Source organism: Lutispora sp. QWL-02 (genome assembly GCF_058315355.1).
In genome coordinates this window covers 934,456-960,586 of sequence record NZ_CM177762.1, presented here as the reverse complement: position 1 = coordinate 960,586, position 26,131 = coordinate 934,456, and the positions used below count along the sequence as shown (strand labels likewise).

Here is a 26,131-nt window from a genome sequence, read left to right as displayed (position 1 = left end):
TCTATTTCCAAACCCGATCCAGTTTGAAGAATTCCTGGAAATAACCTAACATTGACATGGGGCTCATAAGTATTTGGTAAAACAGGACATAAAAAATAAATCCCAGTTTATTTTTGCGTATTCTTAAATTCAAAGACCTAAATACGCCTTTTTGATAGCTATATAAAACGTAATTTTGCACCAAGCAAAGCGGAAGCACAAAGAGAGTATAGGGGCCTACTACCCAATACTTTCCGAAAAAAGCTAAAATAAGTCCGGGTATCCAGCAAAAAGTATAAATAAAATCGAGATATGGCATTATCAAATTTATGCCGGTCATATATAGCACATACCCCATAGGCTGCTTCCATGGCTTCACTAAACTTAAGGCCTCTATCATTCCCCGAGCCCAACGGCTTCTTTGTCTTAACAAATGTTTCAGACTGTCAGGTACCTCTGTAAAAGCCACGGCAAGAGGTTCAAAATAGACCATACAGTTATTTTTTAGAAAGCTCCATGTTAAGACTATATCCTCTCCTATTGCATCAGGCCAGCCACCAACTTCCTTTATCACCCTTGTCTTGTATAAAGAAAAAGCACCTTGGGCTACAAGAGTTCCCTGATATAACCCCTGCAGCCTTTTGATACTGGCTATGCCAAGAAAGTAATCCCACTCTTGTATCCTTGCTATAAGATTCTCCCGGCTGTTTTTTGCCAGAACAGCGCCTGCAACAGCGCATACTTTCTTTGGAGCAGATTTCATTCTTGCTACTAAGTTTCTTATGGCAGATTTATGAAGCAAAGTATCTGCGTCCAAGGTTACCAAATAACCCGTAGCTACATTATTTAATGCATTATTCAATGCATTGTTCTTGCCCGGCTTCGGCTCATGCAGAACATGTACAGGCAGCGACAATTCCTCCGCTGCTTCTATAGCCTTTTCAGCAGTTCTGTCAGTTGAATTATTATCCACGACTATGGTATTTATTTCACCTCTATAATCCTGTCCCTTGATATACCTGAGGGTATCAGCGATATTTTTCTCCTCATTGCGGCAGGCGATTATAATAGTTATTGATTCATCAGGATCCGAGGTCTTAAAGGGAGGCTGCCTGTCCAAAAGCAAGCTGACTACCATAAAAGCATTAATATAGCCCGGCAGATAACCTATCCCTGCAATTATGATTACAGCAATAGGAAGTGAAACTATTTTGCCTAAATCTGAGACCCAGGGCAATGACAGAATTATTGAAAAAATAGTCCAGGCAGCTGCCGCTGCATGTCCAATCCAAAACTTCATTTTTACAGCGATGTATTTTTTCATATAATCTCCTAAAATAGCTGCAATAATTTAGCAATAATAATTATTATTAAATATCGTCTATCGCATGCTTATTTTATCATTATGCTGCAATGAGGTAAAGGAGAATATGATGAAATTTTTCGGTTTCTGTCATGTAAGTATTCACTCTAATGACTTTTTATCCCTTTTTATGCTTATTTGACAATTCTACATAGTGCTGCGCCGTTGCTCTCAGCGATAACACCTCTTCCTCCGCAAGTTCTCTTGTTATTTTTCCCGGAGAGCCTATAACCATTACATTTGAAGGTATCTTCTTGCCGGGAGGTATGACGGAGCCGGCAGCTATGATTGCATTGTCCCCTATCTCAGCGCCATCCAATATTATGGAGCCCATGCCTATCAATACATTATTTCCGATGGTGCAGGCATGAATAATGGCGCCATGGCCTACAGTCACGCCATCGCCGATTATCGTAGGACAATAGCGATTGATATGAATGGTACAGTTATCCTGTATGTTTGTGTCTTCTCCTATTGAAATATAGTTATCATCACCGCGTATCACGGTTCCATACCATATGCTTGCATTCTTTTTAAGCTTTACATTTCCAATAACAGCGGCATTATCCGCTATGAAACAGCTGGAGTGAATTTCAGGCACATTCCCTTGATATTCAATGATCATCTTCCATCCTCCTGTGTGATCTTCTTCTGCATACATTAAAGCATCATAAGCTTTGTTGCTTGCAGCTTGATTATATCATAACAAATAAGAGGGTAGTACCGTAAGCACTATCCTCTTAAGGCAATTGCCGTTTACGCCCTGTAACCGATCAATGCAGCTCCGATAGCTCCTGCATATTGGGAATCCCCATGGGAATAGATGCTGCAATTCATTTTTTTCTGAAGTATAGTCCTGATTTGGTCATTCTTCGAAACTCCGCCGGTAAAAAGCACTAAATCCCTTATTTTTATCCTATTGGCTATATGTGCAATTTTATTGGATATGGAATGAAGTATGCCGGAAGCTATGGAAGCTTTGGTAGCCCCCGACGCCAGAAGGCTTATAACCTCGCTTTCCGCAAATACGGCGCACATGCTGTTTATGTCCCTCGGCGCCGATTGAGCCGCCAGTTCCTCAAGCTCATCTACTTCTGCCTCAAGTATATGGGACATCACCTGAAGGAACCTTCCCGTACCTGCGGCACATTTGTCATTCATTATGAAATCCAATACATTGCCCTTCTCATCTATGGATATGGCCTTGCTGTCCTGGCCGCCCACATCTATTATTGTCCTGGCCTGCGGGTTCAGGTATATGGCGCCTCTTGCATGGCAGGTTATCTCGGTCACCCTCTTTGTTGCAAAGGGTATGGATACCCTGCCGTAACCGGTGCCGATTATTGCAGCTACATCGCTTTCCTGCCCTCCGCTTTTGTCCAGCACCTTCCTGTACAGTTCTTCTCCCGCTTCTCTCAGATTCCATCCTGTAGGCCGCATCAGCATGTACATATTTTCCCCGTCATAGGCAGCGGCTTTTGCGCATACAGACCCAATATCAATCCCTATAGTTATCATGTTTTTCTCCTTGGAAATACTCAAAGCTAAATAAATCTAATCTCTGTATTTTTTCTCTCGAGAGAGTGAAATCCTAATATATTTATACCGTATCTGCCAACTATTTCTTTTATGGCTTTCTCATCTTCACGGTCATATTTTATTGCTATGCCGCAGCATTTGCTGAGCTGCCTGGGAGTAGGAGTTATGGTATATTTTATATTGTTCTCCTTCAGCCTTTTTTCCAGCAGCAAGCCATCAGTATGAGTATTGAACAGTATATAATAATCCAGCTCCACGATTTACCCTATCATCTCGAGGAAGGCTTCCACTCGTGTTTGAATCTGACCCACATCATCATTGCTGTAATCGCTTTCAATAAAGAGCACAGGTATGCCGGCGGCTTTTAGGGCCTTCTCTACGTTAGCATACTCAATATTGTAGGTATGGCAGAACTGCAAGCTGTTATATATTACACCATCTGCTTTGAATTCCTTTGCCAATCTGATGATATCATCTTCTCTTCCTTTGTTCGGCGTAAAGCAGGCGCAGTTGATCTTGAGATATCTGTCTGCCAAAGCATTGATCATTTCATCCATTGTTGCGGCACTCTCATCTACAAGATTTTCAAAATACCTTGTACCTGTGCAGGTCTCTTCAGCAACAACTATGGCTCCGCTGGTCTCAAGTATATGATGTATTTTCCAGTTTGGAACAGCCATGGGAGTTCCGCTTATCAATATTCTCTTGTCATCTTTTTTGCTTACGGATACTTCATTTTTTATTCTTTCTTCCAGCTCTTCGCATAGCTTATTGGTCATTTCTATAAAGCGTTCAGGATTGTCATAAAAAGCGATCTGAGATATGAGCAGTGCGTCTTTACCGCTGATCGGCACATTTAATGCCTTTCTGGCAGAGTATAGCCTCAGCAGGGCCAGTCTTTTTCTGTTGCAAAGCTTAATGGCCTCGGCAAGCTTTGCCTCTGTTATTTCATTGCCTGTAAGCTTTTCTAACTTTGCCTTGAGGTCATATATTTCTTCCGACCACTTCTTGTAGTCTTTGTCTCTCTTCATCTGGGGAAGGTCCATTACATAGGTATCCACATAATCATCAAGCACTTCCCAGGCTTTCTTTTTTGCATCGCAGGTCGTTTCTCCAACTATCATGTCGCAGGATTGGAAATATGGGCAGGTACCGCCTACCTTGGCTCCTGTAAAAGCCTTTACCAACGGACATATATTCCTCGGCAGGACCTTCTCCCCATCTTCTATCCAGAACTGTGAGCCCGCACAAAGTCCGACACCGGCTGCACCGGCTGCAAGGATGAGTTCATCAGGAACAAACACGCAAAAAGTGCCTACTACCTTGCCGCCCTGCTTTTTATGATCGTCCAGCTCTTTGATCCTCAGTCCGTGGACTTCCGATACTACAAAATTATAGTAGTTCATACCTTCGGGTCTGTTTTCCTGGCCTAGATAAACTCCGCCATATAACTGTGGAAGGACCTCGCACAACACATCATGCTTTTCCAAGTCCATTCCGAGTCTTCCCCATAATTCTCTGTAATCTGCCATTCTTTATACCCCCATGATATTACTTTACTAATATGATATCATGTCCGCATTTTATTCATGATTGTTTATTTCTATTCCGGTTTTGTATTGCATTGATAATGTCTATAGAAGCAGCAGAATTCAGGTCAGCATCCATATGAGTTAGACAATTTTCGACAATAAAACTGTTATATTGACATGTAATGCCGGATAATATATAATTTCATAGATATACTTGTACTTTTTGCCAAAATAATTACCATTTATAACTATAAAGTATAATGAAAAGCTAAAAAAATGGAGGAGATTGCGTGAAATTAAGCCTATCGAGACGAATTGCCCTGATGACAGCCTGCCTGATGCTGGCAGTATCATTAGGTATAGGTTACACTGCCATAAAGCTTAGCTCTGATGTCATATCGGAGCATACAAAAGATGCCCTGTCCATGTCTGCCGAAGATGGGGTAAAGGTTATTGAAGGAGTTATTTCTAAAGATTTAAACATTTTAACAGAGTTAGCTAATCGTGCAAGAACTCAAACCATGGATTGGCAAATCCAGCGCGAATCTTTGGCACAGGATGTTTCAAGATTGGGCTATTTGGATATGGGTATAGTGACTCCTGACGGCATAGCCCATTATGTGACAAGCGGAGATACGGCGGATCTCGGAGACAGAAACTATATCAAAGAAGCTTTTCAAGGAGAAGCAAATATTTCAGACGTGATTATAAGCAAAGTCACCAATCAAGCTGTCATAATGCTGGCAGCACCCATCAAAGTGAATGATAGTGTTGCAGGCGTTCTTATCGCGAGAAAGGACAGTTCATCATTAAATGAAATAACGAATCAAATGGGCTTCGGTGTAAATGGATATGCTTTTATTCTAGGAAAAGACGGCACTCTATACACTCATAAGAACAAGGATTTTGTAATGGAGCAGAGGAATATAATGTCTGATATAGAAACCGGCGGTGATATGAAAGCCGTTGGATTAGCATTTAAAGAGTTAGGTCTTGGCAATAAAGGCACTACATCTTATGAGTTTTTAGGGGAAAAAAGGTATATGGGCGTAGAGCCTATCCCAAGCACCGGCTGGATTCTAGCTATAGGAACCTATGAAAGCGAAGTCCTTGGAAGACTGAATAATTTAAAGACGGCAATATTTACCGGTGCAATCATATTTATAGTATTAGGCATAGCTTTTTCCTTCATCATTGGCAGTTCTATATCAAAACCCATTGCAGAATATTCAAAGATAATAGAAAGATTGTCAAATTATGATCTGAAATTTGACGAGAAAAGCAAAGCATTAAAATATTTGAGAAGAAAAGATGAAATAGGCGCTATCGGCAATTCTCTGGCTGCCATGCAGAGGAATCTTATAGATTTAATCAGGCAAATATCTGATGTATCACAGCATGTTGCTTCATCTTCGGAAGAATTGACTGCCACCAGCCAGCAGTCCTCTACAGCTGCAGATGAGGTTGCCAGAGCTATAGAGGATATAGCAAAAGGTGCCAATGACCAGGCAAAGGATACGGAAAGCGGAGCCATCAGCATTGAAGAATTGGGCAGTCTGATAGAAAGAAACAAACAGGATGTAAGCAATTTGAAAGCTGCCGCAGATAAGATAAAGGGATTAAAGGATGAGGGCCTGGAGATCATAGAAGACCTTGTCATCAAAACGAGCTCCAGCAATGAAGCTGCAAAAGAAATATACCAGATAATTTCAAATACCAATAATAGTGCTGAAAAAATAAAAAGCGCCAGCGGGATGATCAAAAACATAGCAGAGCAGACTAATCTGCTGGCTCTCAATGCTGCCATTGAGGCAGCCAGAGCCGGAGAAGCCGGCAGGGGTTTTTCAGTTGTAGCCCAGGAAATAAGAAAGCTGGCGGAAGAATCCAATAAGTTTACAGAAGAAATCACCGCAATAATTGAGGAGCTATCTGAAAAAATAGGAAATGCCGTCAAAACCATGAAAGAAGTCGGCATGATAGTACAATCTCAAGCCAAAAGTGTAGACCTCACCAATACTAAATTTGAAGGAATTGCTAATTCAATTGAAGATATGGAGCTATTGATCACTGCTGTCAATCAGTCGGAACAATTGATGGAGGTTAAAAAAGATGAAGTCATCGGTATAATCCAAAACCTATCAGCAATATCCGAAGAAAATGCAGCAGGTACGGAGGAAGCGTCTGCATCCGTCGAAGAGCAGACCGCATCCATAGCTGAGATAGCACATGCCAGTGAGTCATTGGCTCAGCTGGCCAATGAAATGCAGGAGAGCATTATAAGGTTCAGCTATTAGAAGATATATAAAAATAGGCAAGCTTTAGAAATCGGGTTCTTTTGAATCCGATTTTTTAATATAAATTATAGAGGGTTTTTCAGCTACATATAGAAATATTGAATAAGTATTTTATACATTATTACAGGAGGAAGCTCATTATGTTTTTTTCACCGCTTGAAAATTTTATGTTCGATGCAATGCCCATAATTGTGATAGTGTTTTTTATTATCATAACCGGTGCAATACTATTCTCTGTTGGGGGTGCCGTTAAAGAGCATTTCAGGAATAATTCCATGGAGGAAATTACTATTCCGGCAAGGATTATGTCCAAGAGGACCCATGTATGGGGAGGAAGCGGAAACTCCAGTGCTCACACAAGTTATTATATGACCTTTGAGGATGAAAGCGGAGGACGTACGGAATTTTCTGTGAGCAGCAGCATATACAGCATGCACGCTGAAGGAGACACAGGGATGCTGACACATCAGGGCACCAGACTCATCCATTTTGAAAGGGATAGATTCTAAGCGGCTTTACAGCCGCTATTTTTTATGTAAAGCTTTTCTGGAAATATCCATCTAATATCGTGTCTTACACTTATTTAATAAATTCTTAAGAATTATGGCAGTAGAATCTTAGAAAGTCTGTGTTATCATATCTATTAGAGATATCTCAGAGAAATCAGGGGTGAATACATATATGTACAATATTCTTATTGTGGAAGATGAAAAAGAAATAGCGGCCGCTATAGAGGTTTACCTGAAAAACCAGAACTATAATGTGTTTAAGGCCTATAATGGCGTAGAAGGACTGGAAATATTCGAAAAGCAGGAAATACATCTGATACTTATGGATATCATGATGCCGGTAATGGACGGCATACAAGCCACGATGAAAATCAGAGAGAGCAGCAACGTGCCTGTAATATTCCTCTCAGCAAAGTCCGAAGACATGGACAAAATACTGGGGCTCAACATCGGTGCCGACGATTACATCACCAAGCCCTTTAATCCGCTGGAATTGCTGGCAAGGGTCAATTCATGCCTCAGACGATATACCAGTTATTCTAGCGCTCCGGCAGTTTCGGATAATGTGATAAAAATAGGAGGCATAGAGCTCAACGATGCAAGCAAAGAAGTCTTGGCAGATGGTGAAGCCGTGAAAATTACTCCCCTCGAGTATAAGATCCTTCATCTGCTTATGAGGAATCCAAACCGGGTATTTTCTATAGAAGAGATATATGAAAAGGTCTGGAATGAACCGGCTTACAACCCTGATACGGTGACAGTCCATATACGAAGGATTCGGGAAAAAATCGAAATCAACCCGAAGGAGCCAAAATATTTGAAGGTGGTGTGGGGTATTGGATACAAATTTGAAAAATGAAGATATAAAAAGAAACTTATTAACGTCCTCAACATTAGGCATATTCTTGATGATGCTGATTTTAACGGTTATGTCAGTATTCATATATGAACCCTTGAAAAACTATATATTGCCAAGTTTTGCCGGTATTCCTTCCTTTGATAGATTAGAATCCTGTATTGTATTGATTCTTGCAATAGGAGGTATAAGCATCCTTTTGTTGATCATAATAGCTTTTTCTATACCATATTCTTCTCAAAGCAAAGCAAGTATTGTAAAGCTTTTTAATAATATGTATTTGGAGTTTAAACTATTAACTTGGATTATATTCTTCATACCATTCTTTTTAGGCATAAATGTGATTGGATATAATCAAAATTATATCACGGGCTTTAACTTTGTAGAAATAATTAATGAGGCAAATTGGTATTTCTACCTCATCGGAATACCCGTAACTTTTGTATTATATAATTTGATCTACTTGAGCATATGCCATATAAAACACATCTATCATAAAGGCTTCGTTAATGGCTTTATAAAAAACAGCATATTGGGGAAAATCTTTTTCTATATTATAGACAGCATTAAGAAAATTGCAAATGGAATTCTGGAGTTTGATACCACTGATGATTCTCATAAAAAGCTGCTTGGACTATTGGGAATCAACCTGATAGCCTTAGGGCTTATTTCTCTCACTTTTCCCTTTGGAATCATTTTAGCTTTGGTCTATACAGGAGTATTATTCAGCTATATAGCAAAGATGGTGGATAAGGCAAGGGTCCTGAACGAGGCCAGCAGCCGGCTGGCTAAAGGCAATTTTGATGCTGTCCTCCCTGAGGACATGGGGATACTCAGCCCCTATGCCAGAAATCTGAATAACATCAAAGAGGGCTTCAAGGTAGCCGTAGAGAAAGAGGTGAAAAGCCAAAATATGAAGGCGGAGCTTATTTCCAATGTTTCTCACGATCTTAAAACACCTCTTACCTCCATCATAACCTATGTGGATTTGCTGAAAAATGAAGAGACAAATGAAGAGAGCAGAAAAGAATATATAGATATACTGGATAAGAAATCCAAGAGATTGAAGGTTTTGATAGATGATTTGTTTGAGGCAAGCAGGGCAAGCAGCGGCAACATTGAAATGCATCCGGAAAAGCTGGATGTTGTAGCCCTTTTGAGGCAAACTCTAGGGGAGCTGGAGGAAAAGATAAGTGAAAGCAGCCTGCAGATGAAAGTAAGCCTGCCGGAAAACAAAGTGATCTGCGAGCTTGACGGCAGGAGGACCTATAGGATATTCGACAATGTGATAAGCAATATACTCAAATATGCAATGCCTAACACCCGTGTTTATATCGATACGGAAGAAAATGAAAAGGATATCAGCTTTATTTTCAAGAACATATCTTCCTATGAGATGAATTTCGATGCTTCCGAGATAACGGAGCGCTTTACCAGGGGAGATAGATCGAGGAACACCGAAGGCTCAGGCTTGGGACTTGCAATAACCAAAAGCCTTGTAGCGCTCCAGGGAGGCAGCCTGCATATCAATATTGACGGTGATTTGTTCAAACTTATCATTGCTTTTCCCAAAGCTTGAAAAACCGGGATAACTGATCCTCGAAATCAGCTATCCCGGTTTCTTAGCTTTCCTTTAATATATGTACTCCCTTTTTATCAAGACCTTCTATCAGTCCCAGCACCTTTTCAAGCTTATTCAGCACATTCTTCGAAAGCTCTTCAGCCTCTGCAAAATATTGGTTTGCCTTTGTGATGTCTCCTTCTTTCACTGCTTCGATGACCTTATGCCCGAAGGCATGCAGGTCGGAATGAACACTGTCAATGGATTCCCAATCCTTCTTTATTTCAGGATGGTTGACTTTTATTGAGTGGTAAAAATGTCCGAAGGCGCATTTCGATCCGTTGACCTGCAGCGGATAGACCTTCATCTCGTCTATAACCTGCCTCAGCACCTTCATCCAGTTTTTATGGGCATCCCTTGCCTGGTTGATGTTCTTGATAAGCTCTTCGTTGTTTATGGCATTTATACTCCCTTGCAATGCATTTATCATGTTCTTGACAACATCGGACAGGGAATCGTCTATCTGTGAAATCTGCTTTGCAAATTCTGCACTGCTGGCTGCATCATCTGCTATGGACTTTGTCATGCCGCTTAACCTTTCCGCATCTGCGCTTGAAGCCTCCATAGCTTGATTTATCTCATTGGTTGCAACTTTTATCCCATCCATGGATTTATTGATCTCCATAACATTGTCAATGGTCGTTTTCAGCATATCAACATTCTTGCCTATTGTCTCCGTTACTTCATCAAGCTTCTTGCTCATTTCAACAGTAGACTTTAAAGTATTGTCCATGCTCTTTTTCCCGTCCTGGGCAGCCTGGTGTATATTCATAACAAATGAATTCATGCCTTCTAAGCTTTTTTTGGTATCATCAGCCAGCTTCCTTATCTCCTGGGCTACCACGGCGAAGCCTCTCCCGTGCTCTCCGGCCCTTGCCGCTTCGATGGAAGCGTTCAAGGCCAATAGATTGGTCTGATCCGCTATGGCTTTTACGCTGTTTACTATGTAATTCACATTATTGGCCATTTCAACAAGCTGATGTATCTGCTCATTCATAATATTTGCGTCATCCATCACATTATCCTTGAGAGAATTTATTTCAGATATCTGTGACAGCGACGAATTGTTTCTGGACATCAGGGTCTGGGATGCTTCAGCCAGATTTTCCAATGTATTTGAAGTATCACTTACTGTCTCATTCACCTCGCTCATGCTGGCTGTGGTTTGCTCCACGATAGCCAGATTTGATTCACTGAGCAAGGCCATCTCATTGGCAAAATCCATTAAGCCATATGATATATGGGACATATTGACATCGAAATTGCTCAGCGAGGCTGCAATGGATAATATCTCTTTAGCTGCTTGGCCCATTTGCTTTTCATTGTTGAACAGCTTTTCAAAGGAGTCCAGCATTCTGCCGTGTACATGATATTCAGCACAGGGCTTCTCTTCCTGCTTTCCTTCCATTCTATTTTCCACATATCCCAGTATACATATCGCTTCATCGCAAGGTCTTTTATATTTTTTGTTGAACATAGTATGCCCCCCTGTTTTATATTGCTGTATAAGCTTGTACATAAAAAGAATAGCATATTGCTATCCTTTGCTCAAGGAATAATAATCCAAAAATCATACTGTCACTACCTCTTTGCAGCCGTTATGCTTTGCAATGCTGCTCAATTTTCCCATGAACTCATCTGTTGGAACGCTGCTTTTTATCATGTAGGTGCGGACTCCTACAGGCCTATATTTTATAAGCTTATATCTTATATGAGGATTGACGGCCGCCAGCATTTTGCTTATGAGATCCACATTTCTTTCATTGTCCAGAATGTCAGGCACTACCACGGTCCTTATCTCATAAAGCTTGTCTATTGATGCAAGATACCCCATATTTTTAAACACAATCTCATTTTCCTGGCCCGTGAGCATTTTGTGCTCTTCCTTGTCATAGGATTTTACATCCAGCATCACCATATCTATGGCTTTTATCAGCCTATCATTTTCATAAAAGGGTACAGATCCGTTGCTGTCTATGAAGGATGTGAGCCCCAGTTTTTTGACCTCTTCACAAAGCTCTATTACAAAATCCGCCTGGAGCATACATTCCCCCCCGGATATCGTTATGCCTGATATAAAAGGCTTGAAAGCCGATATAGCCTCCAGCACTTCTTTAACGCTCATAATCTTTGCCTTTGGCGAGCTGCAATTATTGCAGGCCCGCAGACAGCTGTCGCACTCCTTGCAGGCTGCTTCGTCCCAATAAATTGCGCCGTTTTTCATTGCAAGGCACTTGGCCGGGCAATCATCGATGCATGCTCCGCAATTGCTGCAAACATTTATTGTTTCCGGGTTGTGGCAATACAAGCAGTTGAAATTGCATCCCTGCAAAAATATGGCGGTCCTGTTTCCGGGACCGTCGACGGAGCTGAAGGGCAAAATTTTATTTACAAGGCCTTTAACCATTTTTTCTCTCTTTTCTTTCCAGCACATGCTGATTTTTTACCGCACCAAGCCCTAATACAGCAGCGCCGTTTAATACCTGCTCCCCTCTTTCCAGCTTCTCCATATCGGACCTCTTTACCAGATAGCCTGTGATCCTTACCACGTCGCTGTCAGAGGTATAGAAGGAAATATATCTCATACCAACCCTCATGGCACCCTTTAAAATATCCAGCACATATTTGGTATTGTTTTTTACGGTGCTGTCAAATCTGAATATATCACCTATGCCGGATGGGAAAAATTTATGAAAAAGTGACGAATGCATTATATGATCGAATGTTTCCGGTTCTTCCCCTATGGGTATTCGGCATCCCGGGCTTATGCTCATATCTGTATCGATTCCTACCTGGGCATGGAGAAGGAATTTGCCGCCTGAGAACCTGCAGTATGGGTTATGATGCTTGTTCACTTCTTCCTCCAGCCTGGATATTATCCTTACTCCCAGATCATTGGCTTCCTTTGAATGTCCGTACCTGTCCTTTTTCTCCTTGGCACCCAAAAGCTGGTTCACAGCTTCGGCAAGCCCTACCATCCCAAACATGGCAGTAAACCTGTCATTCGCTATGAGCCCCTCCTTTACGAGGAAGCTGCTCTGGAAGTAACCGCTCTCTTCCACCAGGAACCTTATCCTTTCATCCATATACGAAGCCATTTTGCTTACCGCATCGGTCAGGAGATTATTTATGAAATCCTCTGCATCTTTGGCCTTTGGAGCAAGCTTGGCCATATTCATCCTCACCAAAGTATAGCTGCCTCCGCCTATGGGCAAACCGTTATAGCAGCTGGCTATGGCATAGTCCTCACCAAACTCTCCTATAAACATGCCGTGATTTGCAAAGCTTGGTTTAGCTGTTGAGAGGGTGGTGCTTATAGCATCCAGTGCGAATTCGTCAGAAGTCTTGTCGCTGTATTTTAAAGTGATATTGGGTATGGATGCATTCAGTTCTCTGGATGCTTTCAATATGAGCCTTCCTGCTCTTGTATCCTCCGGACCTATATTGGCATGACAAAAGGAGTCGGTAATAGTCCTGTCTATATGAAGCAGGAAGAGCTTGATGGCCTGATATGCTTCATCCTCATCCTTTATGAATCTCTCCAGTAGGGTATCGATATTCCCTAAATAAACAGGGAAAGAGGTGATGGAAGGCACATTTTTGTATAGGATCAGCAAGCTATTTACAGCCTCCCAAATGTTTTGCGGAGGCTCCAGGCCCAAGAATTTGCTTCCTTTTTTTAAGAAAGCCTCATAATCCGGCACAATATACCTCGGCCTGTATGGAGCATTTCCTTCAAATAAGTCGCATATGACGCCTTCCTGCCTGTAACGCTCAGTTTCTTCATCGATATTTAATACTTTTATGCTGTTCTCTGCAGCTTTGGCAAGAGTCAAAACCTTCTGCTGATAGGTCAAAGATGTATCCTTGATTATATTTTTGATATCGTCCATAATCCATAACTCCTTTGAAACTACTCTTGTACGGCATTATACTTACTCCATGCCGCTATGCCTATATTATAAAGCATTTTCCCCATATGATAAAGCAATAATTCCTAGGAGATAACAATTATTTTCTTCATCCTCCTGCCATGAGATGGATGCACTGTACATCATCGCCGTCATGGATGACTGTTGTATCAAAATTTTCATCCCGGACGAATTGACCGTTAATCTTTATCATGATTCTGGGATAGGCATATTTCTTTAGCTCTAAAAGCCTTCTCACCGTCATGCCCTCTTCCCAGGAAAACTCTTTTCCATTAACCCTTATCATAAAATCACCCTTTTATAAATGTTTTTGTACTACTTCCAGCAGTTCCGGCAGATCCATACCGATTGCCTTCAGCTTATCGGGAGTGGGTACTCCGTCCATTGTCCAGCCTCTTCTCTGATAAACTGCGTCTGTCAGCTTCTCATACTGATCTTCTCTGTATTTCCTGAGAGCCGCCATCTTTTCCTGAGTGGTCTTTCCTTCCGGTTCAAAGCCCACTATTTCTTTGAGCTGCTTATCATATCTCTCCTGCCGGGACAGATATTCTTCTTCCGTAACAGGCCCCATGGATCGATAAGGGGTCTTATCATGGATTCTCTTGCCATAGCCCATTCTGATGTTGAATATCCTTTGGAAATTGTAAACTCTCTCGGATTGAACTATAAGCTCATGCTTATCGATATTCTTTCCTGTAACTCCATTGAATATATCCACATAGTTTTGCACATGCTCCGGTATCTTTGCCGGCTCATCGGTATATTTATTGTCGGCGGGTGCAATATCATTCCAAGGGAGCTTGCAAAGACCGTTAAGTCCAAACCAGGTCCTAAACATTGGAAAGTAGTGAAGAGCCTCTGCCTTATCTTCAAAGGTTGGTATCTGGTTGTTTACCATATCCATAAATATGAGCCAGGCTTCGTCATGCTGAGGGCCTTTATTGGTGAGGCCATATCCGCCTTGCTGAGCCAGGGATTCCTTGCTCAGATATTCTGAGTATTCCAGGCCTTTCTGCTCCATGCCTATATCCTGGAGAAAAGCTGGATCTGCGCCGTATTCCTCTGCAAATATCTGCTTCATCCTTCTTATGCCCAAACCTGCAATCTTGCCGAAGCCTTCGCCCCTGGACATTTGATGCATCAGCTCCAATGCCGCTTCCTTATTTCCGAAGTAAAGCTCCAAGCCCCCGGTTCTCTCTTTGTTTAAAATGCCGTTTTCATAACATTCCATCACAAAGGCTGTAAGGGTCCCGTAGGATATTGTGTCAATACCGTAGGTATCGCAATAGAAGTTGAGCTCCAATACTCCGTCTCTGTCAAATACGCCGATATTCGAGCCAAGACCGGCGGCGTTTTCGTATTCGGGTCCGTCTACTATAACCTTTTGTCCTTTATAGGGTCCTGTCTCAGGTATAAAATCATCCGCCGCCTTGGCACAGGACATGCTGCATCCGTACCAGCAGCCATCGGGCATTCCCTGGGTCACCCTGGCAATGAATTTATCCGAAGCTATTTTATAGGTATCTTTATGGCTTCCGAATTTATAGTTGTGAGTCGGAAGCAGGTCATATTTATCCATTACTTCTATAATATTGGCCGTTCCTATTTTTCTCATGTTGTTTTGCTTTTCGTCCAGATAGCACATTTCTTTGTGGAACTTTATCCCTGTTCTGTTCAGCTTGCTTTGGTCGGCAGGATTGTTGAGATTTCCCTTTGTTCCCTGGAACTTAACCACCACTGCTTTTATTCTCTTATCCCTGAACACCGTGCCTATGCCGCCTCTTCCTGCCTGCTTGAGCCTTGTGCCTTTTCGCCTCACATCATAAAAGCTGAAGTTTAAGAGCCCTATCAAAGTATGATCCGCAGCGCTTCCTGTAGATACTACGGAAATATTCCTCTTATCTTCTTCGTTATCAGCAAATTTGTCCGTAAGTATCTCAGAAAGCAAGTGGCTGTCCTTCTCTTCAACATCGCTTTCCATTATTTGAACTATACCCTTGTTTCCATCTATAAATATTATTACATCCTTGTCTGCTTTTCCCTGAAGCTCAATAGCATCAAAGCCGGAAAACTTAAGATATGGTCCGAAGTAGCCTCCCACGTTGCTGTCCATGGGCATGCCGGTTAATGGAGACAGGGTCACTACCAAAGACTTCCCTGCACCGGCGTATTGAGTTATACCCGCTACAGGTCCATGGGCTATGACTATTTCATTTTCCGAATCGTTCCATTTGGTTTCAGGGGTCACTGCATTCCAAAGGTGCCAGAGTCCGAAGCCCTTGCCTCCGACAAATTTATCCTTCATGAACTGGGTCACTTCTTTTTCCTTTATGCTGTTATCTCCCAGGTTTATATATAAGGATCTGTTATTATAGCCTCTTTCGATTTTCCCTAATTCATACCTGTATTCCTTTAAGATCATCCCTTTTCACCTCCTGTGTTATTCTTCGCTTAGATAAATGGCACCCGTGGGGCAAGCCTTGACACATTGGCCGCAGGATACACATTTATAGGGCTCTATATAATCGTCATGCATAAACATCGCAAGCTCAAGGCAGAAGCCTACGCACATAAAGCAGCCTACGCATTTCTTCTTATCTATTCTTACTATTCCGTTTTTGTCTCTTTTTATAGCCTCCACCGGACATATGTCTACACATCCCCCGCATTGAGTGCAAGTGATAATTTCAGACTTTAAATCGATTTGGTTGATTCTAAGACAAGCTTTTTCCGGATTTTCTTCTTTGAAGTAAAGCTTTGAACATGTATTCTCGCAAGCATGACATGCTATACATAGTTCAGGTTTTTTTCTCAGTACCTTCATCATTACACCTCCAAAAATATTGGACTTATATTTAATTATATAAAAAAATACATTTGTTGAACAATTATAAATTCATTGAAATTCTTTAGTCATTATCCATGATGATAAATCTCTGCAGTGTATCTTATGAACAAGAATGCAAAAATCATGCCATTTTTACATATCTTTTTAGGAACTGTTAAGTCATTAAAATGCCTTAATTATTACTTTTGCTTTCAAAGAAAGTGAGAATAGCGTACTAAAAATGGTACGCTATTTGCTTTATATTTTAGACTTCCGCAACAGATTTATTTAGTTCTATTTATATTCAGATGCCAGATGCCTTTTTTCAAATTCTTCCCTAAGCCTTGCTTCAGTTATCGATAAATGAGTAGTCATTGCCTCAAAAGCTTTTTGAGGATCTCTATTCCTAATTGCTTGTACAACTTGTTCATGCTCTCTCATAGCTTTTTCCAGTGAACCGGGGTTTTCTCTAAATGATTCTATTATGGTAGATTTCAAAATATCAGTCATGTTTGACAAAAATCTATACAAAAATCTATTTTTAGTGCAATAAGCAAGAGTCATATGAAAATTTAAATCTGCTAATGCCATTTCCTCTATATTATTGCCACATGTGATAAGAGCTAAATAACTCTTTTCTATTAATTTCATGTCCTCTTCGCTTCTCTTCGTAGCCGTGATTCTTGCTACCTCTACTTCAAAAATTCTTCTTACTTCAATAACTTCTAGTATAGATTCCAAATCCGCATTTATAAATAAAGGATGTGGTTTTACTAATGAATTAGTAAAATCCAATACAATATTGCCATGCCCCTGTCTAGTTTCTACCATGCCTATAGCAGTTAATCCTGCTATAGCCTCTCTTACCACTGCCCTACTTACATTCATTATATCGCACAATTCTGCCTCAGTAGGCATCCTATCCCCAGGCTTCAGCTTCAATTCTCCAATCATTCTTGAAATATTTTTCATGACTTCTTGTACCAGGTTACTCTTTCTACTTGCCTTAACCTCGTATGATCCTGTCAATTCCTCATAGTTACCCATGTTAACACCACCCTATATAAAACACTTAATACTATATAATAGATTATTATAGTATACTAGATATAAGTGTAATATACAATTAATAGAAAATCAAAGACATCTATATAATTTTAATTATTTTTTTCTTTTATTTACTTAAGGAGTCTCATGGCCCTCATCGCTTGTTTTAATGCCTCTAATGTATCGGCATTTGGTGCCGTTAGCGGAGTGCTTAGATATCCTGCAGGAAGCCCGGCCATTTTTAAAGCTTCCTTCAATGGTCCTGGATTAGTCTCTTTAAATATAGCCTTGAATAATGGATAATATTCAATATTCATGTTAACGGCCTCTTCAATTTTCCCTTCATTGACAAGATTCCACATTTTAACCCAGACATCAGGAATTAGATTAGCAGTTGCCATTATTGCACCTTTTGCACCGTATATAAATTCAGTTACGGCTAAGAATTCATCACCGCTAAGTACCGTTATTTTATCTCCTACACGTCGGATTAAATCGGTAAATTGGTTAAAACTTGGTTCACATTCCTTAATGCCGATGATATTCGGTATCTCTTCAACCAACTTTTCAACAGTTTCCGGTAATGCATTGACACCAGTTCTATAGGGTATGTTGTATATCAACATGGGCATATCAACAGCTTTATCCAATTTTTTATAATAATCTATAATGCCTTGCTGATTAGGTATTACATAATAGGGCGTTACTACTAGGATTGCTTCTGCCCCGGCAGCCTTTGCGTATTGGCCAATCTCTATTGCATCGCCTAAGCCTGTTGATAATATTCCTACAGCAACCGGGATCTTCTTGTTAGTTTCATTTACTACTATGTCTATAGCTCTTTTTCTTTCATCATTACTTAAAGCAGCATACTCACCGGTTCCACCCAAAACCAGCAAGCTGTTCACTTGATTATTAATCTGCAACCTTACCAATTCTCTAAGCTGCTGTTCATCAACTCGGTCATCCTCATGTAATGGTGTAATTAAAGCAGTCATAATACCTTCAAATTTCATTTGTTCTTTCCTCCTTGTCATACTTAATTAATATTAATCTATTTTAAAATTAATAGATTCTAAAATTTGACTTATCCTATAATTTGAATCTTCTCATTATACTTTATTGCGTCAATTAGACTTTCAGAAATATAGATATAATCTAATGATAATGTATCCTTTATTCTTACTATTTTTGCCCTGTTCATATCTACATGCTGACACGATTTTACTGCCATTGCCAATGCTTCTTCCTCATTTTCAGCTATTATTGGTATTTGTGCAGACTTGGGATTATAACATGCTATACTATTTTTATAAGTGGCATCAAAATCTATTTTATTAAAAAGTTTTCTTGTTATATAATCGGCACAACTTATCCCACACGCATTTCCATGACTTTCATCTGTTAAATCCAGAACCGCAATTCTTTTAATATCAGGGCCTTCGAAGCCTTCGTCATTTCCAATGCTTGTCCTTCCTGTAATATTAGGATCCATCCCCGCTCCGCTTATGTTTTTACCAAATTCTTCAACAACTAACACATCAATTTGAGGTATCATTATTTTAGGCAACATTTCCTTTGAAATCTTTAATAATGCTATTTCTTCCTCATAAATTTTAGAGGCAGGAATTGCTTTTATTATTGCAGTCTTGTCATAGGAATCTTCAACTATAGCTACTCCGAATCCAACTTTAGCGTTTTCTATGATATATTTCCCGGTTTCAGGAATAATACGAGAAAAATTTATCGTTCCATGTTCATGCAAAGCCGTGCATCCCTTCTGATTTCCCAAGCCAATTGCAAGCATCTTGCATAATCCGCTTTCTATTGCTCCTTTGTAATCCGTATGGGCCTTAACCCTGTTTATTGGAACTATCATATCTGCTTCATAAGCCGCTTTATCAATAAATATAGTTATGCCACTCTCAGTAACGCCTAATTCAACGGTATCCATGGACGAAACAATAGGAACTCCCATGGATATTTCATTTATCCTGTATGTATTCAATATTTCTTTTTGGCCTTCTGCGGTGGAATTTCCATGACTACCCATAGCTGGTACAATAAAAGGATACACACCCTTTCCCTTTAGAAATTGAACCGTCTCTTTTACAATAATATCAAGGTTATCTATTCCTCTGCTGCCAACTCCAATTGCTATTCTTTGTCCAGGAATTATCGTATCGAATATTTCTTTAGAATTAAGCTGCTCCTTTATAGTTTCTTGAACTTTTAATAGCTTTGAACTTTTAAAAATCTGCTTTATTTTTATCATATTACCACCTATTAAAGCCAATTCCAGTTGATTATTCGGTTTTAATTATTGTACTTCAATTCATTCTTGTTAAAGCAATTATATGTTTTTTTACCCTTTAGTGCTTTTATAACCGTATCAGCAATTATATATGCACATCTCCTCTTAGCCTCTATCGTATCTCCCCCAAAATGAGGAGTTGATATTAGATTTTCAAACTCAAATAATGGATTTGTTGAATTTGGAGGTTCTTTTTCAAAAACATCTAAGCCCGCCCCCGCTATCTTATTATTGCTTAATGCATCGTATAATGCCGTCTCATCGATAACAGGCCCTCTTCCCATATTTATAATATAAGCAGTGGTTTTCATGGCTTCAAATTCTTTATAAGATATCATCCCTCTCGTCACCTCCGTCAGAGGTGTATGAACGCTGACAAAATCTGCATCTTTCAATCCATCGATAAGCAAATCTACTTTTTTAACTCCTATTAAATTCATGTCTTCTTCTTTTACATAGGAATCATATGCCATGACATTCATATCCAAGGCTTTTGCTTTTTTGGCCACATCTTTGCCAATTCTGCCTAAGCCTAATATCAGAAGATTTTTATCTGAAACTTCCATTGGAATATTTGTTTCTCTAAATTTCCAGTTACCTTTCTTTACATTTTTATCTGCCATTATTAAACTTCTGCTTAAACCCAAGATGAACATGATGGTGTGCTCTGCGACAGAAATATAATTAGCGTCAGGTACATTCAATACCATAACCCCGCTTTCCGTGGCGGCCTCAACATCTATATTATCCAGTCCAACTCCATTCTGTCCTATTACTTTTAACGATTTACAGCTTTCAATTACTTTTCTAGTAACTTTTTCAACTCTTGTAATAATTGCATCTATGTTGTTTTTATTTATATGTTCTATTAAAGTCCTTTCCTCTCCATCAGGAGCCATAAATACTTTGCATTCTTTTTTTAGTAAATTTACTCCTATAGGTTGTATAGTAGGATTAACAAGTAATACATTCTTCTCCATTTCTTTTCTCCTTTCAGAAAGCTATATAAGTCCCAATACCTTTGGCAAGAAAAGAACTATGCCGGGAAAATACGTTATAATAAACAGCACTAATATGCTTACAGACGTAAAAGGCAAGGATTCTCTAACTATATCGCCCAACTTAGACTTGCTGATCGAAGCTGCGAGATATAAAGCTGTACCATAAGGTGGAGTAAGCATTCCAATCATGACATTGACAACCATAACCACACCAAAATGTACAGGATGGATTCCCATTGATACAAATAACGGCGTAAATAGTGGTGCAAAAAGTAATAATTGTACTGTATCCGATATCCACATCCCATTAAAAAGAAAGAATATATTAGCTAAAAATAATAATGTATAAACTGAAAAATTATTATTACAAACTAAAGCCGTTAGCATATCAGGTACTCTTTCCATAGCCATAATCCAACCAATTATTGATGTAAATGCTATTATTAAGTAAATCGAAGCAGTCGTTTTTATTGTATTTATTAAAATCTGTCTAAGTAGCTTTAGGTTCATATTCTTGTATACAAAAGTAGCTATAATAAAAGCATAAACAACTGATACCGCAGCAGCTTCCGTCGCTGTAAATATACCGCTCAAAATTCCACCTAGGATAATGACTGGCATAAGCAAAGCATAGATAGCCGATTTTGTAATCTTTATAACTTCTTTAAAAGTAAGTTTTTCATCATGTTTAGGAAAATGCCTTTTTTTCGCTAAAAATGCTATAACTAACATTTGTGCTGAGCCTATCAAAATTCCCGGTACTGCCCCTCCTAAAAACAAAGCTCCAACAGAAGCGTTTGTTAAGCTTGAAAAAATAACCATAGGAATACTAGGTGGTATTATTGGACCTTGTACGGCAGAAGTAGCGACTAAAGCAGCAGAAAATTCTGTTTCATAACCATCTTCTTGCATCATGGATAGTTCAATAGGACCAAGAGCTGATATATCAGCTAGGCAAGAACCAGATATTCCGGCAAATAACATACTTCCCAATACGTTAACATATGCTAACCCACCTCTTAATCTGCCTACTAGCATTTGCGAAAATTTAACCAAGTGTAACATCATACCGCTGCTGCCCATAAGTTCACCCGAAAGCATAAATAATGGTATACTTAAGAAAATAAAGCTATCCATCCCTGTAAAAAATTTATGTGCATATATAGAAAGTGAGCCTAACATGTCAGGTTTTAGGAAGAAATATGAGAACCCAGCAGTCCCTATGGCAAAGATTACAGGCGCCCCAATAATTAATAAAAGCATCATAATAAGTATTACAATAGCTAAAATCATTTACACTCTTCCCCCTTACTAAAAATAAGCAGTAATCTATATGTGTACTGATATAACATTAGAGAGGCGCCTATAGGAATCGATAAATATGCCCAAAACCATGGAAGCTTCAATCCAGGTATTGTACTTTTAATACCATCTACTGCATTTTCCCAACCTTTAAACATTAAAAGCAACAGAATAAATAAAAGAATGGCTTGATATATAGCATCTCTTATTTTTATAAACCTTCTAGGCCATAAGGCGTCAAGGAAATCGACCTTTATTAAGTCATCTTCTTTAATCAATACATTTGCAATTAACATAACAGCCCATATTATTGAAAATCTAGCATATTGATCTGACCAGTAGATTCCAGTATTAAATATGAACCTAAGTACTACTTGTATAAATACTACTAATGCCATAGAGCCTAATATTAGAGCAGCCAATATTTCTGATATATACGCTGCTAATTTACTAATTTTGTCCAGCACTTTCATAACAAGCACCTCCTGAGATTAATTCGTACACTCTGGAAAACCTAAGGTTTCCCAGAGTGAAAACAGCTTTTTGGTTTATACTGTTCTAATATTTTAAAGAATCTAGTTCTTTTTCTGCTTTTTTTACTTCTTTTAACATTTCAGATATAATTGCTTCATCCATTTCTAACTTTAGCATGTCAATAACGGACTTCTGAGTTGCTTCTTTAAATCCCTCTAATTCTTCTGGTGTTGGTTGATATATCTCTACTCCTGCTGCTGCTATTTTGGCTAAGTCTTGGACTTCCTTTGCTTTTATTACGCCTAACATAGCTTGCTGCGCTGCTCTAGCTGAACTCAATATTATTCTTTGATCCTCTTTAGATAATGATTGGAAAAACTTTTCATTTATTGAAACCGCATTAGAATTAAGAATATGACCATCTAATGTATAGTAATCAGCTACTTCTTCGAGCTTATTCATCAATACTGTATAAGGAGCTTGTTCATGGCCATCAACTACCCCTGTTTGCATGGCTGTATATAATTCCGCAAAAGATATTACGGTGGGGTTAGCCCCCAGCGACTCCATCATCTTTATATGTATAGGCACTTCCATTGTTCTTATTTTTAAGCCTTTTACATCGGCTGCCACCCTAATTTGCTTCTTGTTGGTAATAAAATTTCTAAATGAAGTAGGTAAATATGATATTATTCTTATTCCAGCTTTTTCAATCAGCTCTTGACTTAATTTTGCTCCAAGTTCACCATTCAGAACTTTTAATGCCACCTCTGTATCTCTAAATACATACGGGATATCCAAAGCCTGTATATTAGGGGCATATGTGGCAAATAATCCTGTATTTTGACCTGCTGTCATTTGTATAGTTCCTTTAACTGCTTGATCTAACATTGAAGGCAAATCACCTAATTGATTGTTTGGAAATGTCTGCACTGCTATTCTTCCGCCTGATTTGTTTTCAACCATTTGCTTAAATACCTGAATATATGAATAGTACGAGCTTTCCAGTATTCCTATCATAGAATCATTAAAGGCAAATTTTATTACTATTTCAGCATCCTTTGGCAATTCTGAAGGCTTTGCTTCCGATGTAGGAGATGCAGGTGCAGGTGTTGCTGGGGCGGTTGATGTCGGTTCTGTCGGCTGTATGCATCCAGATAAAGAAACTAACATTGATAATATCAATAAAATACAAAAAAAGATCTTAATTTTTTTATTCATTTTTTACCCCTCCAATGCTTATATTTTTATCCTAGTGCATGCTCTTACCTAAATATATTTTTAGCTGGTTTTCATTAGATAACTAAATGTTTCCAATACTTTCATTGTGTATGTGCACCTCCTTATAGATTTTCTTTTCAGTAAGAACCACGTATTATTTATAATACGTAATACGTAATACATCTTATATCTTAATATACTACATTTTTCTGAAAATTCCTGCTTATATTAAAAAATATTTTTTAGACTATTTTAAAAGTAAATTTCGGCTTATAAAATTATATTTTCTATAAGATAAAAAACTGAATCCGGTTCAGTACCGGATTCAGCCTTAGAAGCCGCCTAATTAAACTGTCCACCATTTGAAGTTCAGTTCAGCAAAGCATATACATGCAATTTTCAAACATCTATACCACCGATGGCTCGAATATCAATTCGCCTCTTGCAAATCTATCCCTGTCAAGATTGTCAATGGGTATTGTGGTGGGCTCTCCCAAAATAGTCTCTGCCATCAAAAGTCCTGTAGCAGGCCCCAGCATAAAGCCATGACCACTGAAGCCGCAGGCCAGATAGAAGCCTTCCAGCTCTTTTACACCACCGTATATGGGGTGGGCATCCGCGGTCATAGTGTAAAGCCCAGCCCATTGCCTTACTATTCTAAGCTTGCTCAAAAGCGGGAGCAGCTCGCAGCAGGTTTTGGCCATTTCCTCCATGAACTCCCAGCTTGAGGTTATCCTCAAGTCCGTGGGCTCATTATCGTCGCCTCTGCCCATTATAAAGCTGCCATGAGGACTTTGCTGGCAATATATATTCAATGCAAAACCCATATACATGGGGCCTTGCAGCGGTTCTACCGCTTCTGTCACCAATATCTGATGGCGCTGGGCATATACAGGAACCTCTACTCCTGCCATTTGCCCTATTATTTTGGAATAGCCGCCGGCTGCATTCACCACTATAGGCGTGGAGATATATCCTTTGTCCGTCTGAACTCCCGTTACTCTTCCATTTTCGGTGGTTATGCCCGTTACCGTTGTATAGGTCATAAATTCTACCCCCAGCCTTTTTGCCGCATGGGCAAAGGCTTCCGTAGTATGGAAGGGATTCAAGTGCCCGTCCCTGGGGCAGAAGGTGGCGCCCAATATTTTGGTCTCATCCATATGGGGTATGATTTCCTTGGCTTCCTTTGGAGAAAGATATACAGACTGTATGCCCAGACTATTCTGAAGCACCACATTCTTTTTGAACTGCTCCACTTCCTTCTCAGTAGCTGCGACTATAAGATATCCTCCCTGCTTGAATTCGATGTCATGGTCGGCACCCAGCTCTTCATTGGCATTTTCGAAAAATTCCACAGCCATTTTAGAAAGCAGACAGTTCCTCTCCGTTCCCCACTGCATTCTGATGCCGGCACCGCATCTTCCCGTTGAGCCGCTGGTAAGATACTGCTTTTCTATCACCACTATGTCCTTAACGCCCTTTTTAGCCAGGTTATAGGCGATTGAACATCCCGATATGCCTCCTCCGATGATCACCATATTTGCAGTTTTATTCATCCTTGCCACCTCCCAATAATGCTCCCAGCTTGATGGTCTTTACAGGGGGCCTGAAGGTAGTCATGGGCATATCCTTTATTTCCTGACCAGTGGCCTTAGCCAGCTCCTGCATGATGAGCTGTCTGCAGGTCCTTCCCTGGCAGGGGCCCATACCGGCTCTGCTTATTCTCTTTATTTCATCCACGGTTCTATAACCCATCCTTATAAGTTCTCTCAGCTCTCCCATGGTCAATTCTTCACAGCGGCATACATATGTATTATCGCTGTAACAATCTTCTATGTTGAAAAATCTTACTTCCATAGAGTATTCCTTGGGAACTGCCAGGGTTACAACCGGAGTCCTATCCTGGTGCTTTGCGTTCTGAACTTTTACTACTCTGGCTCTGCAAACCGGTGCACCCTCTCTGTTTAGCGCGGTTACAAAGTTGCCTTCTTCAGGAAGAGGTAAAAATTCATAGGGCATCTTTATCAGTGCTTCCTCATCCGAATATGATTCATCTATTATAAATATAGAAAGTCCGGGACAGTTTACTATGCATTGTCCGCAGCCTGTACATTTGTCGAAATCCAGCTCCGGCCTGTCATTTATATCTTCAAATTCCTTTATTGCTCCAAACCTGCAGGATGTATAGCAAGGATTGCAGGGTATCCTCTGGTAGCACTCGATGACAGCAACGGGGCCCCTTCCTCTTCTTTCAGCAGAAGGAGTTACCCCGGCTATATCTTCCTTTGTCGGTATACCTGTCTTTTCTAACATCTATATC

24 protein-coding genes are annotated in these 26,131 nt (G+C 39.8%); 4 read left to right on the top strand and 20 right to left on the bottom strand.

Annotated elements, in window-relative coordinates; translation table 11 throughout:
* Position 1: 1 nt before the first annotated feature.
* From AC4HCY_RS04280 to AC4HCY_RS04260, 5 genes are all read right to left on the bottom strand, one after another.
* On the bottom strand, positions 2-1,303 hold the full coding sequence (locus AC4HCY_RS04280; RefSeq protein WP_491095467.1) for a glycosyltransferase family 2 protein: 1,302 nt from the start codon (positions 1,301-1,303) through the stop codon (positions 2-4).
* A 157-nt stretch (positions 1,304-1,460) separates the two neighbouring features.
* Positions 1,461-1,967, bottom strand: a complete 507-nt coding sequence (locus AC4HCY_RS04275; RefSeq protein WP_491095466.1) for a gamma carbonic anhydrase family protein — start codon at positions 1,965-1,967, stop codon at positions 1,461-1,463.
* A 131-nt stretch (positions 1,968-2,098) separates the two neighbouring features.
* Positions 2,099-2,860 (bottom strand): acyl-CoA dehydratase activase, encoded by a 762-nt coding sequence (locus AC4HCY_RS04270; RefSeq protein WP_323431062.1) that lies wholly within the window; start codon positions 2,858-2,860, stop codon positions 2,099-2,101.
* Positions 2,861-2,886: 26 nt separating this feature from the next.
* Positions 2,887-3,138: a putative Se/S carrier protein gene (locus tag AC4HCY_RS04265; RefSeq protein ID WP_491095465.1), complete on the bottom strand. Its 252-nt coding sequence runs from the start codon at positions 3,136-3,138 to the stop codon at positions 2,887-2,889.
* Positions 3,139-3,141: 3 nt separating this feature from the next.
* The gene (locus tag AC4HCY_RS04260) at positions 3,142-4,413 is read right to left on the bottom strand and encodes a double-cubane-cluster-containing anaerobic reductase (protein ID WP_323431064.1); all 1,272 of its coding nucleotides are present in this window, start codon (positions 4,411-4,413) and stop codon (positions 3,142-3,144) included.
* A gap of 290 nt (positions 4,414-4,703) precedes the next feature.
* Between AC4HCY_RS04260 and AC4HCY_RS04255 the strand changes: the two genes are divergently transcribed.
* From AC4HCY_RS04255 to AC4HCY_RS04240, 4 genes are all read left to right on the top strand, one after another.
* Positions 4,704-6,707 (top strand): methyl-accepting chemotaxis protein, encoded by a 2,004-nt coding sequence (locus AC4HCY_RS04255; RefSeq protein WP_491095464.1) that lies wholly within the window; start codon positions 4,704-4,706, stop codon positions 6,705-6,707.
* 140 nt (positions 6,708-6,847) lie between these two features.
* Positions 6,848-7,216 carry a DUF2500 domain-containing protein gene (locus AC4HCY_RS04250; protein WP_323431066.1) on the top strand — a complete coding sequence of 123 codons (369 nt, stop codon included), beginning with the start codon at positions 6,848-6,850 and terminating at the stop codon, positions 7,214-7,216.
* A gap of 172 nt (positions 7,217-7,388) precedes the next feature.
* On the top strand, positions 7,389-8,075 hold the full coding sequence (locus AC4HCY_RS04245) for a response regulator transcription factor (RefSeq protein WP_491095463.1): 687 nt from the start codon (positions 7,389-7,391) through the stop codon (positions 8,073-8,075).
* Positions 8,053-9,651, top strand: a complete 1,599-nt coding sequence (locus tag AC4HCY_RS04240; RefSeq protein ID WP_491095462.1) for a sensor histidine kinase — start codon at positions 8,053-8,055, stop codon at positions 9,649-9,651. The genes AC4HCY_RS04245 and AC4HCY_RS04240 overlap by 23 nt, the downstream gene beginning before the upstream one ends.
* Positions 9,652-9,694: 43 nt before the next feature.
* On the opposite strand, the gene AC4HCY_RS04235 is transcribed toward AC4HCY_RS04240, so the two are convergent.
* From AC4HCY_RS04235 to AC4HCY_RS04165, 15 genes are all read right to left on the bottom strand, one after another.
* A complete protein-coding gene (locus tag AC4HCY_RS04235) occupies positions 9,695-11,170 on the bottom strand; it encodes a methyl-accepting chemotaxis protein (RefSeq protein ID WP_323431069.1) in 1,476 nt (491 codons plus the stop codon).
* A 93-nt stretch (positions 11,171-11,263) separates the two neighbouring features.
* Positions 11,264-12,100 carry a YjjW family glycine radical enzyme activase gene (locus tag AC4HCY_RS04230; RefSeq protein ID WP_323431070.1) on the bottom strand — a complete coding sequence of 279 codons (837 nt, stop codon included), beginning with the start codon at positions 12,098-12,100 and terminating at the stop codon, positions 11,264-11,266.
* Positions 12,093-13,586 (bottom strand): YjjI family glycine radical enzyme, encoded by a 1,494-nt coding sequence (locus AC4HCY_RS04225; protein WP_323431071.1) that lies wholly within the window; start codon positions 13,584-13,586, stop codon positions 12,093-12,095. The genes AC4HCY_RS04230 and AC4HCY_RS04225 overlap by 8 nt, the downstream gene beginning before the upstream one ends.
* 127 nt (positions 13,587-13,713) lie before the next feature.
* The gene (gene thiS / locus AC4HCY_RS04220; RefSeq protein ID WP_323431072.1) at positions 13,714-13,911 is read right to left on the bottom strand and encodes a sulfur carrier protein ThiS; all 198 of its coding nucleotides are present in this window, start codon (positions 13,909-13,911) and stop codon (positions 13,714-13,716) included.
* 12 nt (positions 13,912-13,923) lie between these two features.
* Positions 13,924-16,047 (bottom strand): aldehyde ferredoxin oxidoreductase family protein, encoded by a 2,124-nt coding sequence (locus tag AC4HCY_RS04215; protein ID WP_491095461.1) that lies wholly within the window; start codon positions 16,045-16,047, stop codon positions 13,924-13,926.
* A gap of 18 nt (positions 16,048-16,065) precedes the next feature.
* Positions 16,066-16,452 carry a 4Fe-4S binding protein gene (locus AC4HCY_RS04210; RefSeq protein WP_491095460.1) on the bottom strand — a complete coding sequence of 129 codons (387 nt, stop codon included), beginning with the start codon at positions 16,450-16,452 and terminating at the stop codon, positions 16,066-16,068.
* A gap of 294 nt (positions 16,453-16,746) precedes the next feature.
* Positions 16,747-17,499, bottom strand: coding sequence for a FadR/GntR family transcriptional regulator (locus tag AC4HCY_RS04205; RefSeq protein ID WP_491095459.1), 753 nt, complete (start codon positions 17,497-17,499; stop codon positions 16,747-16,749).
* A gap of 131 nt (positions 17,500-17,630) precedes the next feature.
* Entirely contained in the window at positions 17,631-18,515 is an 885-nt protein-coding gene (dapA, locus tag AC4HCY_RS04200; protein ID WP_491095458.1) for a 4-hydroxy-tetrahydrodipicolinate synthase, read from the bottom strand.
* A 71-nt stretch (positions 18,516-18,586) separates the two neighbouring features.
* Entirely contained in the window at positions 18,587-19,774 is a 1,188-nt protein-coding gene (locus AC4HCY_RS04195; protein ID WP_491095457.1) for a nickel pincer cofactor-dependent isomerase, group 22, read from the bottom strand.
* Positions 19,775-19,815: 41 nt separating this feature from the next.
* The gene (locus AC4HCY_RS04190) at positions 19,816-20,793 is read right to left on the bottom strand and encodes a hydroxyacid dehydrogenase (protein WP_491095456.1); all 978 of its coding nucleotides are present in this window, start codon (positions 20,791-20,793) and stop codon (positions 19,816-19,818) included.
* Between the two features lie 21 nt (positions 20,794-20,814).
* Positions 20,815-22,107, bottom strand: a complete 1,293-nt coding sequence (locus tag AC4HCY_RS04185) for a TRAP transporter large permease (RefSeq protein ID WP_491095455.1) — start codon at positions 22,105-22,107, stop codon at positions 20,815-20,817.
* Positions 22,104-22,589, bottom strand: coding sequence for a TRAP transporter small permease (locus tag AC4HCY_RS04180; protein WP_491095454.1), 486 nt, complete (start codon positions 22,587-22,589; stop codon positions 22,104-22,106). The genes AC4HCY_RS04185 and AC4HCY_RS04180 overlap by 4 nt, the downstream gene beginning before the upstream one ends.
* 85 nt (positions 22,590-22,674) lie before the next feature.
* Entirely contained in the window at positions 22,675-23,811 is a 1,137-nt protein-coding gene (locus AC4HCY_RS04175) for a TRAP transporter substrate-binding protein (RefSeq protein ID WP_491095453.1), read from the bottom strand.
* Positions 23,812-24,218: 407 nt separating this feature from the next.
* Entirely contained in the window at positions 24,219-25,367 is a 1,149-nt protein-coding gene (locus tag AC4HCY_RS04170; protein WP_491095452.1) for an NAD(P)/FAD-dependent oxidoreductase, read from the bottom strand.
* Positions 25,360-26,124: a (2Fe-2S)-binding protein gene (locus AC4HCY_RS04165; RefSeq protein ID WP_491095451.1), complete on the bottom strand. Its 765-nt coding sequence runs from the start codon at positions 26,122-26,124 to the stop codon at positions 25,360-25,362. Before AC4HCY_RS04165 ends, AC4HCY_RS04170 begins: the two co-directional genes overlap by 8 nt.
* Between the last annotated feature and the right edge of the window lie 7 nt (positions 26,125-26,131).

What these genes read in the sequence shown, in the direction of transcription:
- AC4HCY_RS04280 (WP_491095467.1), bottom strand. Translation starts at nt 1,303, where the DNA reads ATGAAAAAATACATCGCTGTAAAAATGAAGTTTTGGATTGGACATGCA.
- AC4HCY_RS04275 (WP_491095466.1), bottom strand. Translation starts at nt 1,967, where the DNA reads ATGATCATTGAATATCAAGGGAATGTGCCTGAAATTCACTCCAGCTGT.
- AC4HCY_RS04270 (WP_323431062.1), bottom strand. Translation starts at nt 2,860, where the DNA reads ATGATAACTATAGGGATTGATATTGGGTCTGTATGCGCAAAAGCCGCT.
- AC4HCY_RS04260 (WP_323431064.1), bottom strand. Translation starts at nt 4,413, where the DNA reads ATGGCAGATTACAGAGAATTATGGGGAAGACTCGGAATGGACTTGGAA.
- AC4HCY_RS04250 (WP_323431066.1), top strand. Translation starts at nt 6,848, where the DNA reads ATGTTTTTTTCACCGCTTGAAAATTTTATGTTCGATGCAATGCCCATA.
- AC4HCY_RS04245 (WP_491095463.1), top strand. Translation starts at nt 7,389, where the DNA reads ATGTACAATATTCTTATTGTGGAAGATGAAAAAGAAATAGCGGCCGCT.
- AC4HCY_RS04235 (WP_323431069.1), bottom strand. Translation starts at nt 11,170, where the DNA reads ATGTTCAACAAAAAATATAAAAGACCTTGCGATGAAGCGATATGTATA.
- AC4HCY_RS04230 (WP_323431070.1), bottom strand. Translation starts at nt 12,100, where the DNA reads ATGGTTAAAGGCCTTGTAAATAAAATTTTGCCCTTCAGCTCCGTCGAC.
- AC4HCY_RS04225 (WP_323431071.1), bottom strand. Translation starts at nt 13,586, where the DNA reads ATGGACGATATCAAAAATATAATCAAGGATACATCTTTGACCTATCAG.
- thiS (WP_323431072.1), bottom strand. Translation starts at nt 13,911, where the DNA reads ATGATAAGGGTTAATGGAAAAGAGTTTTCCTGGGAAGAGGGCATGACG.
- AC4HCY_RS04215 (WP_491095461.1), bottom strand. Translation starts at nt 16,047, where the DNA reads ATGATCTTAAAGGAATACAGGTATGAATTAGGGAAAATCGAAAGAGGC.
- AC4HCY_RS04210 (WP_491095460.1), bottom strand. Translation starts at nt 16,452, where the DNA reads ATGATGAAGGTACTGAGAAAAAAACCTGAACTATGTATAGCATGTCAT.
- AC4HCY_RS04205 (WP_491095459.1), bottom strand. Translation starts at nt 17,499, where the DNA reads ATGGGTAACTATGAGGAATTGACAGGATCATACGAGGTTAAGGCAAGT.
- dapA (WP_491095458.1), bottom strand. Translation starts at nt 18,515, where the DNA reads ATGAAATTTGAAGGTATTATGACTGCTTTAATTACACCATTACATGAG.
- AC4HCY_RS04195 (WP_491095457.1), bottom strand. Translation starts at nt 19,774, where the DNA reads ATGATAAAAATAAAGCAGATTTTTAAAAGTTCAAAGCTATTAAAAGTT.
- AC4HCY_RS04190 (WP_491095456.1), bottom strand. Translation starts at nt 20,793, where the DNA reads ATGGAGAAGAATGTATTACTTGTTAATCCTACTATACAACCTATAGGA.
- AC4HCY_RS04185 (WP_491095455.1), bottom strand. Translation starts at nt 22,107, where the DNA reads ATGATTTTAGCTATTGTAATACTTATTATGATGCTTTTATTAATTATT.
- AC4HCY_RS04180 (WP_491095454.1), bottom strand. Translation starts at nt 22,589, where the DNA reads ATGAAAGTGCTGGACAAAATTAGTAAATTAGCAGCGTATATATCAGAA.
- AC4HCY_RS04175 (WP_491095453.1), bottom strand. Translation starts at nt 23,811, where the DNA reads ATGAATAAAAAAATTAAGATCTTTTTTTGTATTTTATTGATATTATCA.
- AC4HCY_RS04170 (WP_491095452.1), bottom strand. Translation starts at nt 25,367, where the DNA reads ATGAATAAAACTGCAAATATGGTGATCATCGGAGGAGGCATATCGGGA.
- AC4HCY_RS04165 (WP_491095451.1), bottom strand. Translation starts at nt 26,124, where the DNA reads ATGTTAGAAAAGACAGGTATACCGACAAAGGAAGATATAGCCGGGGTA.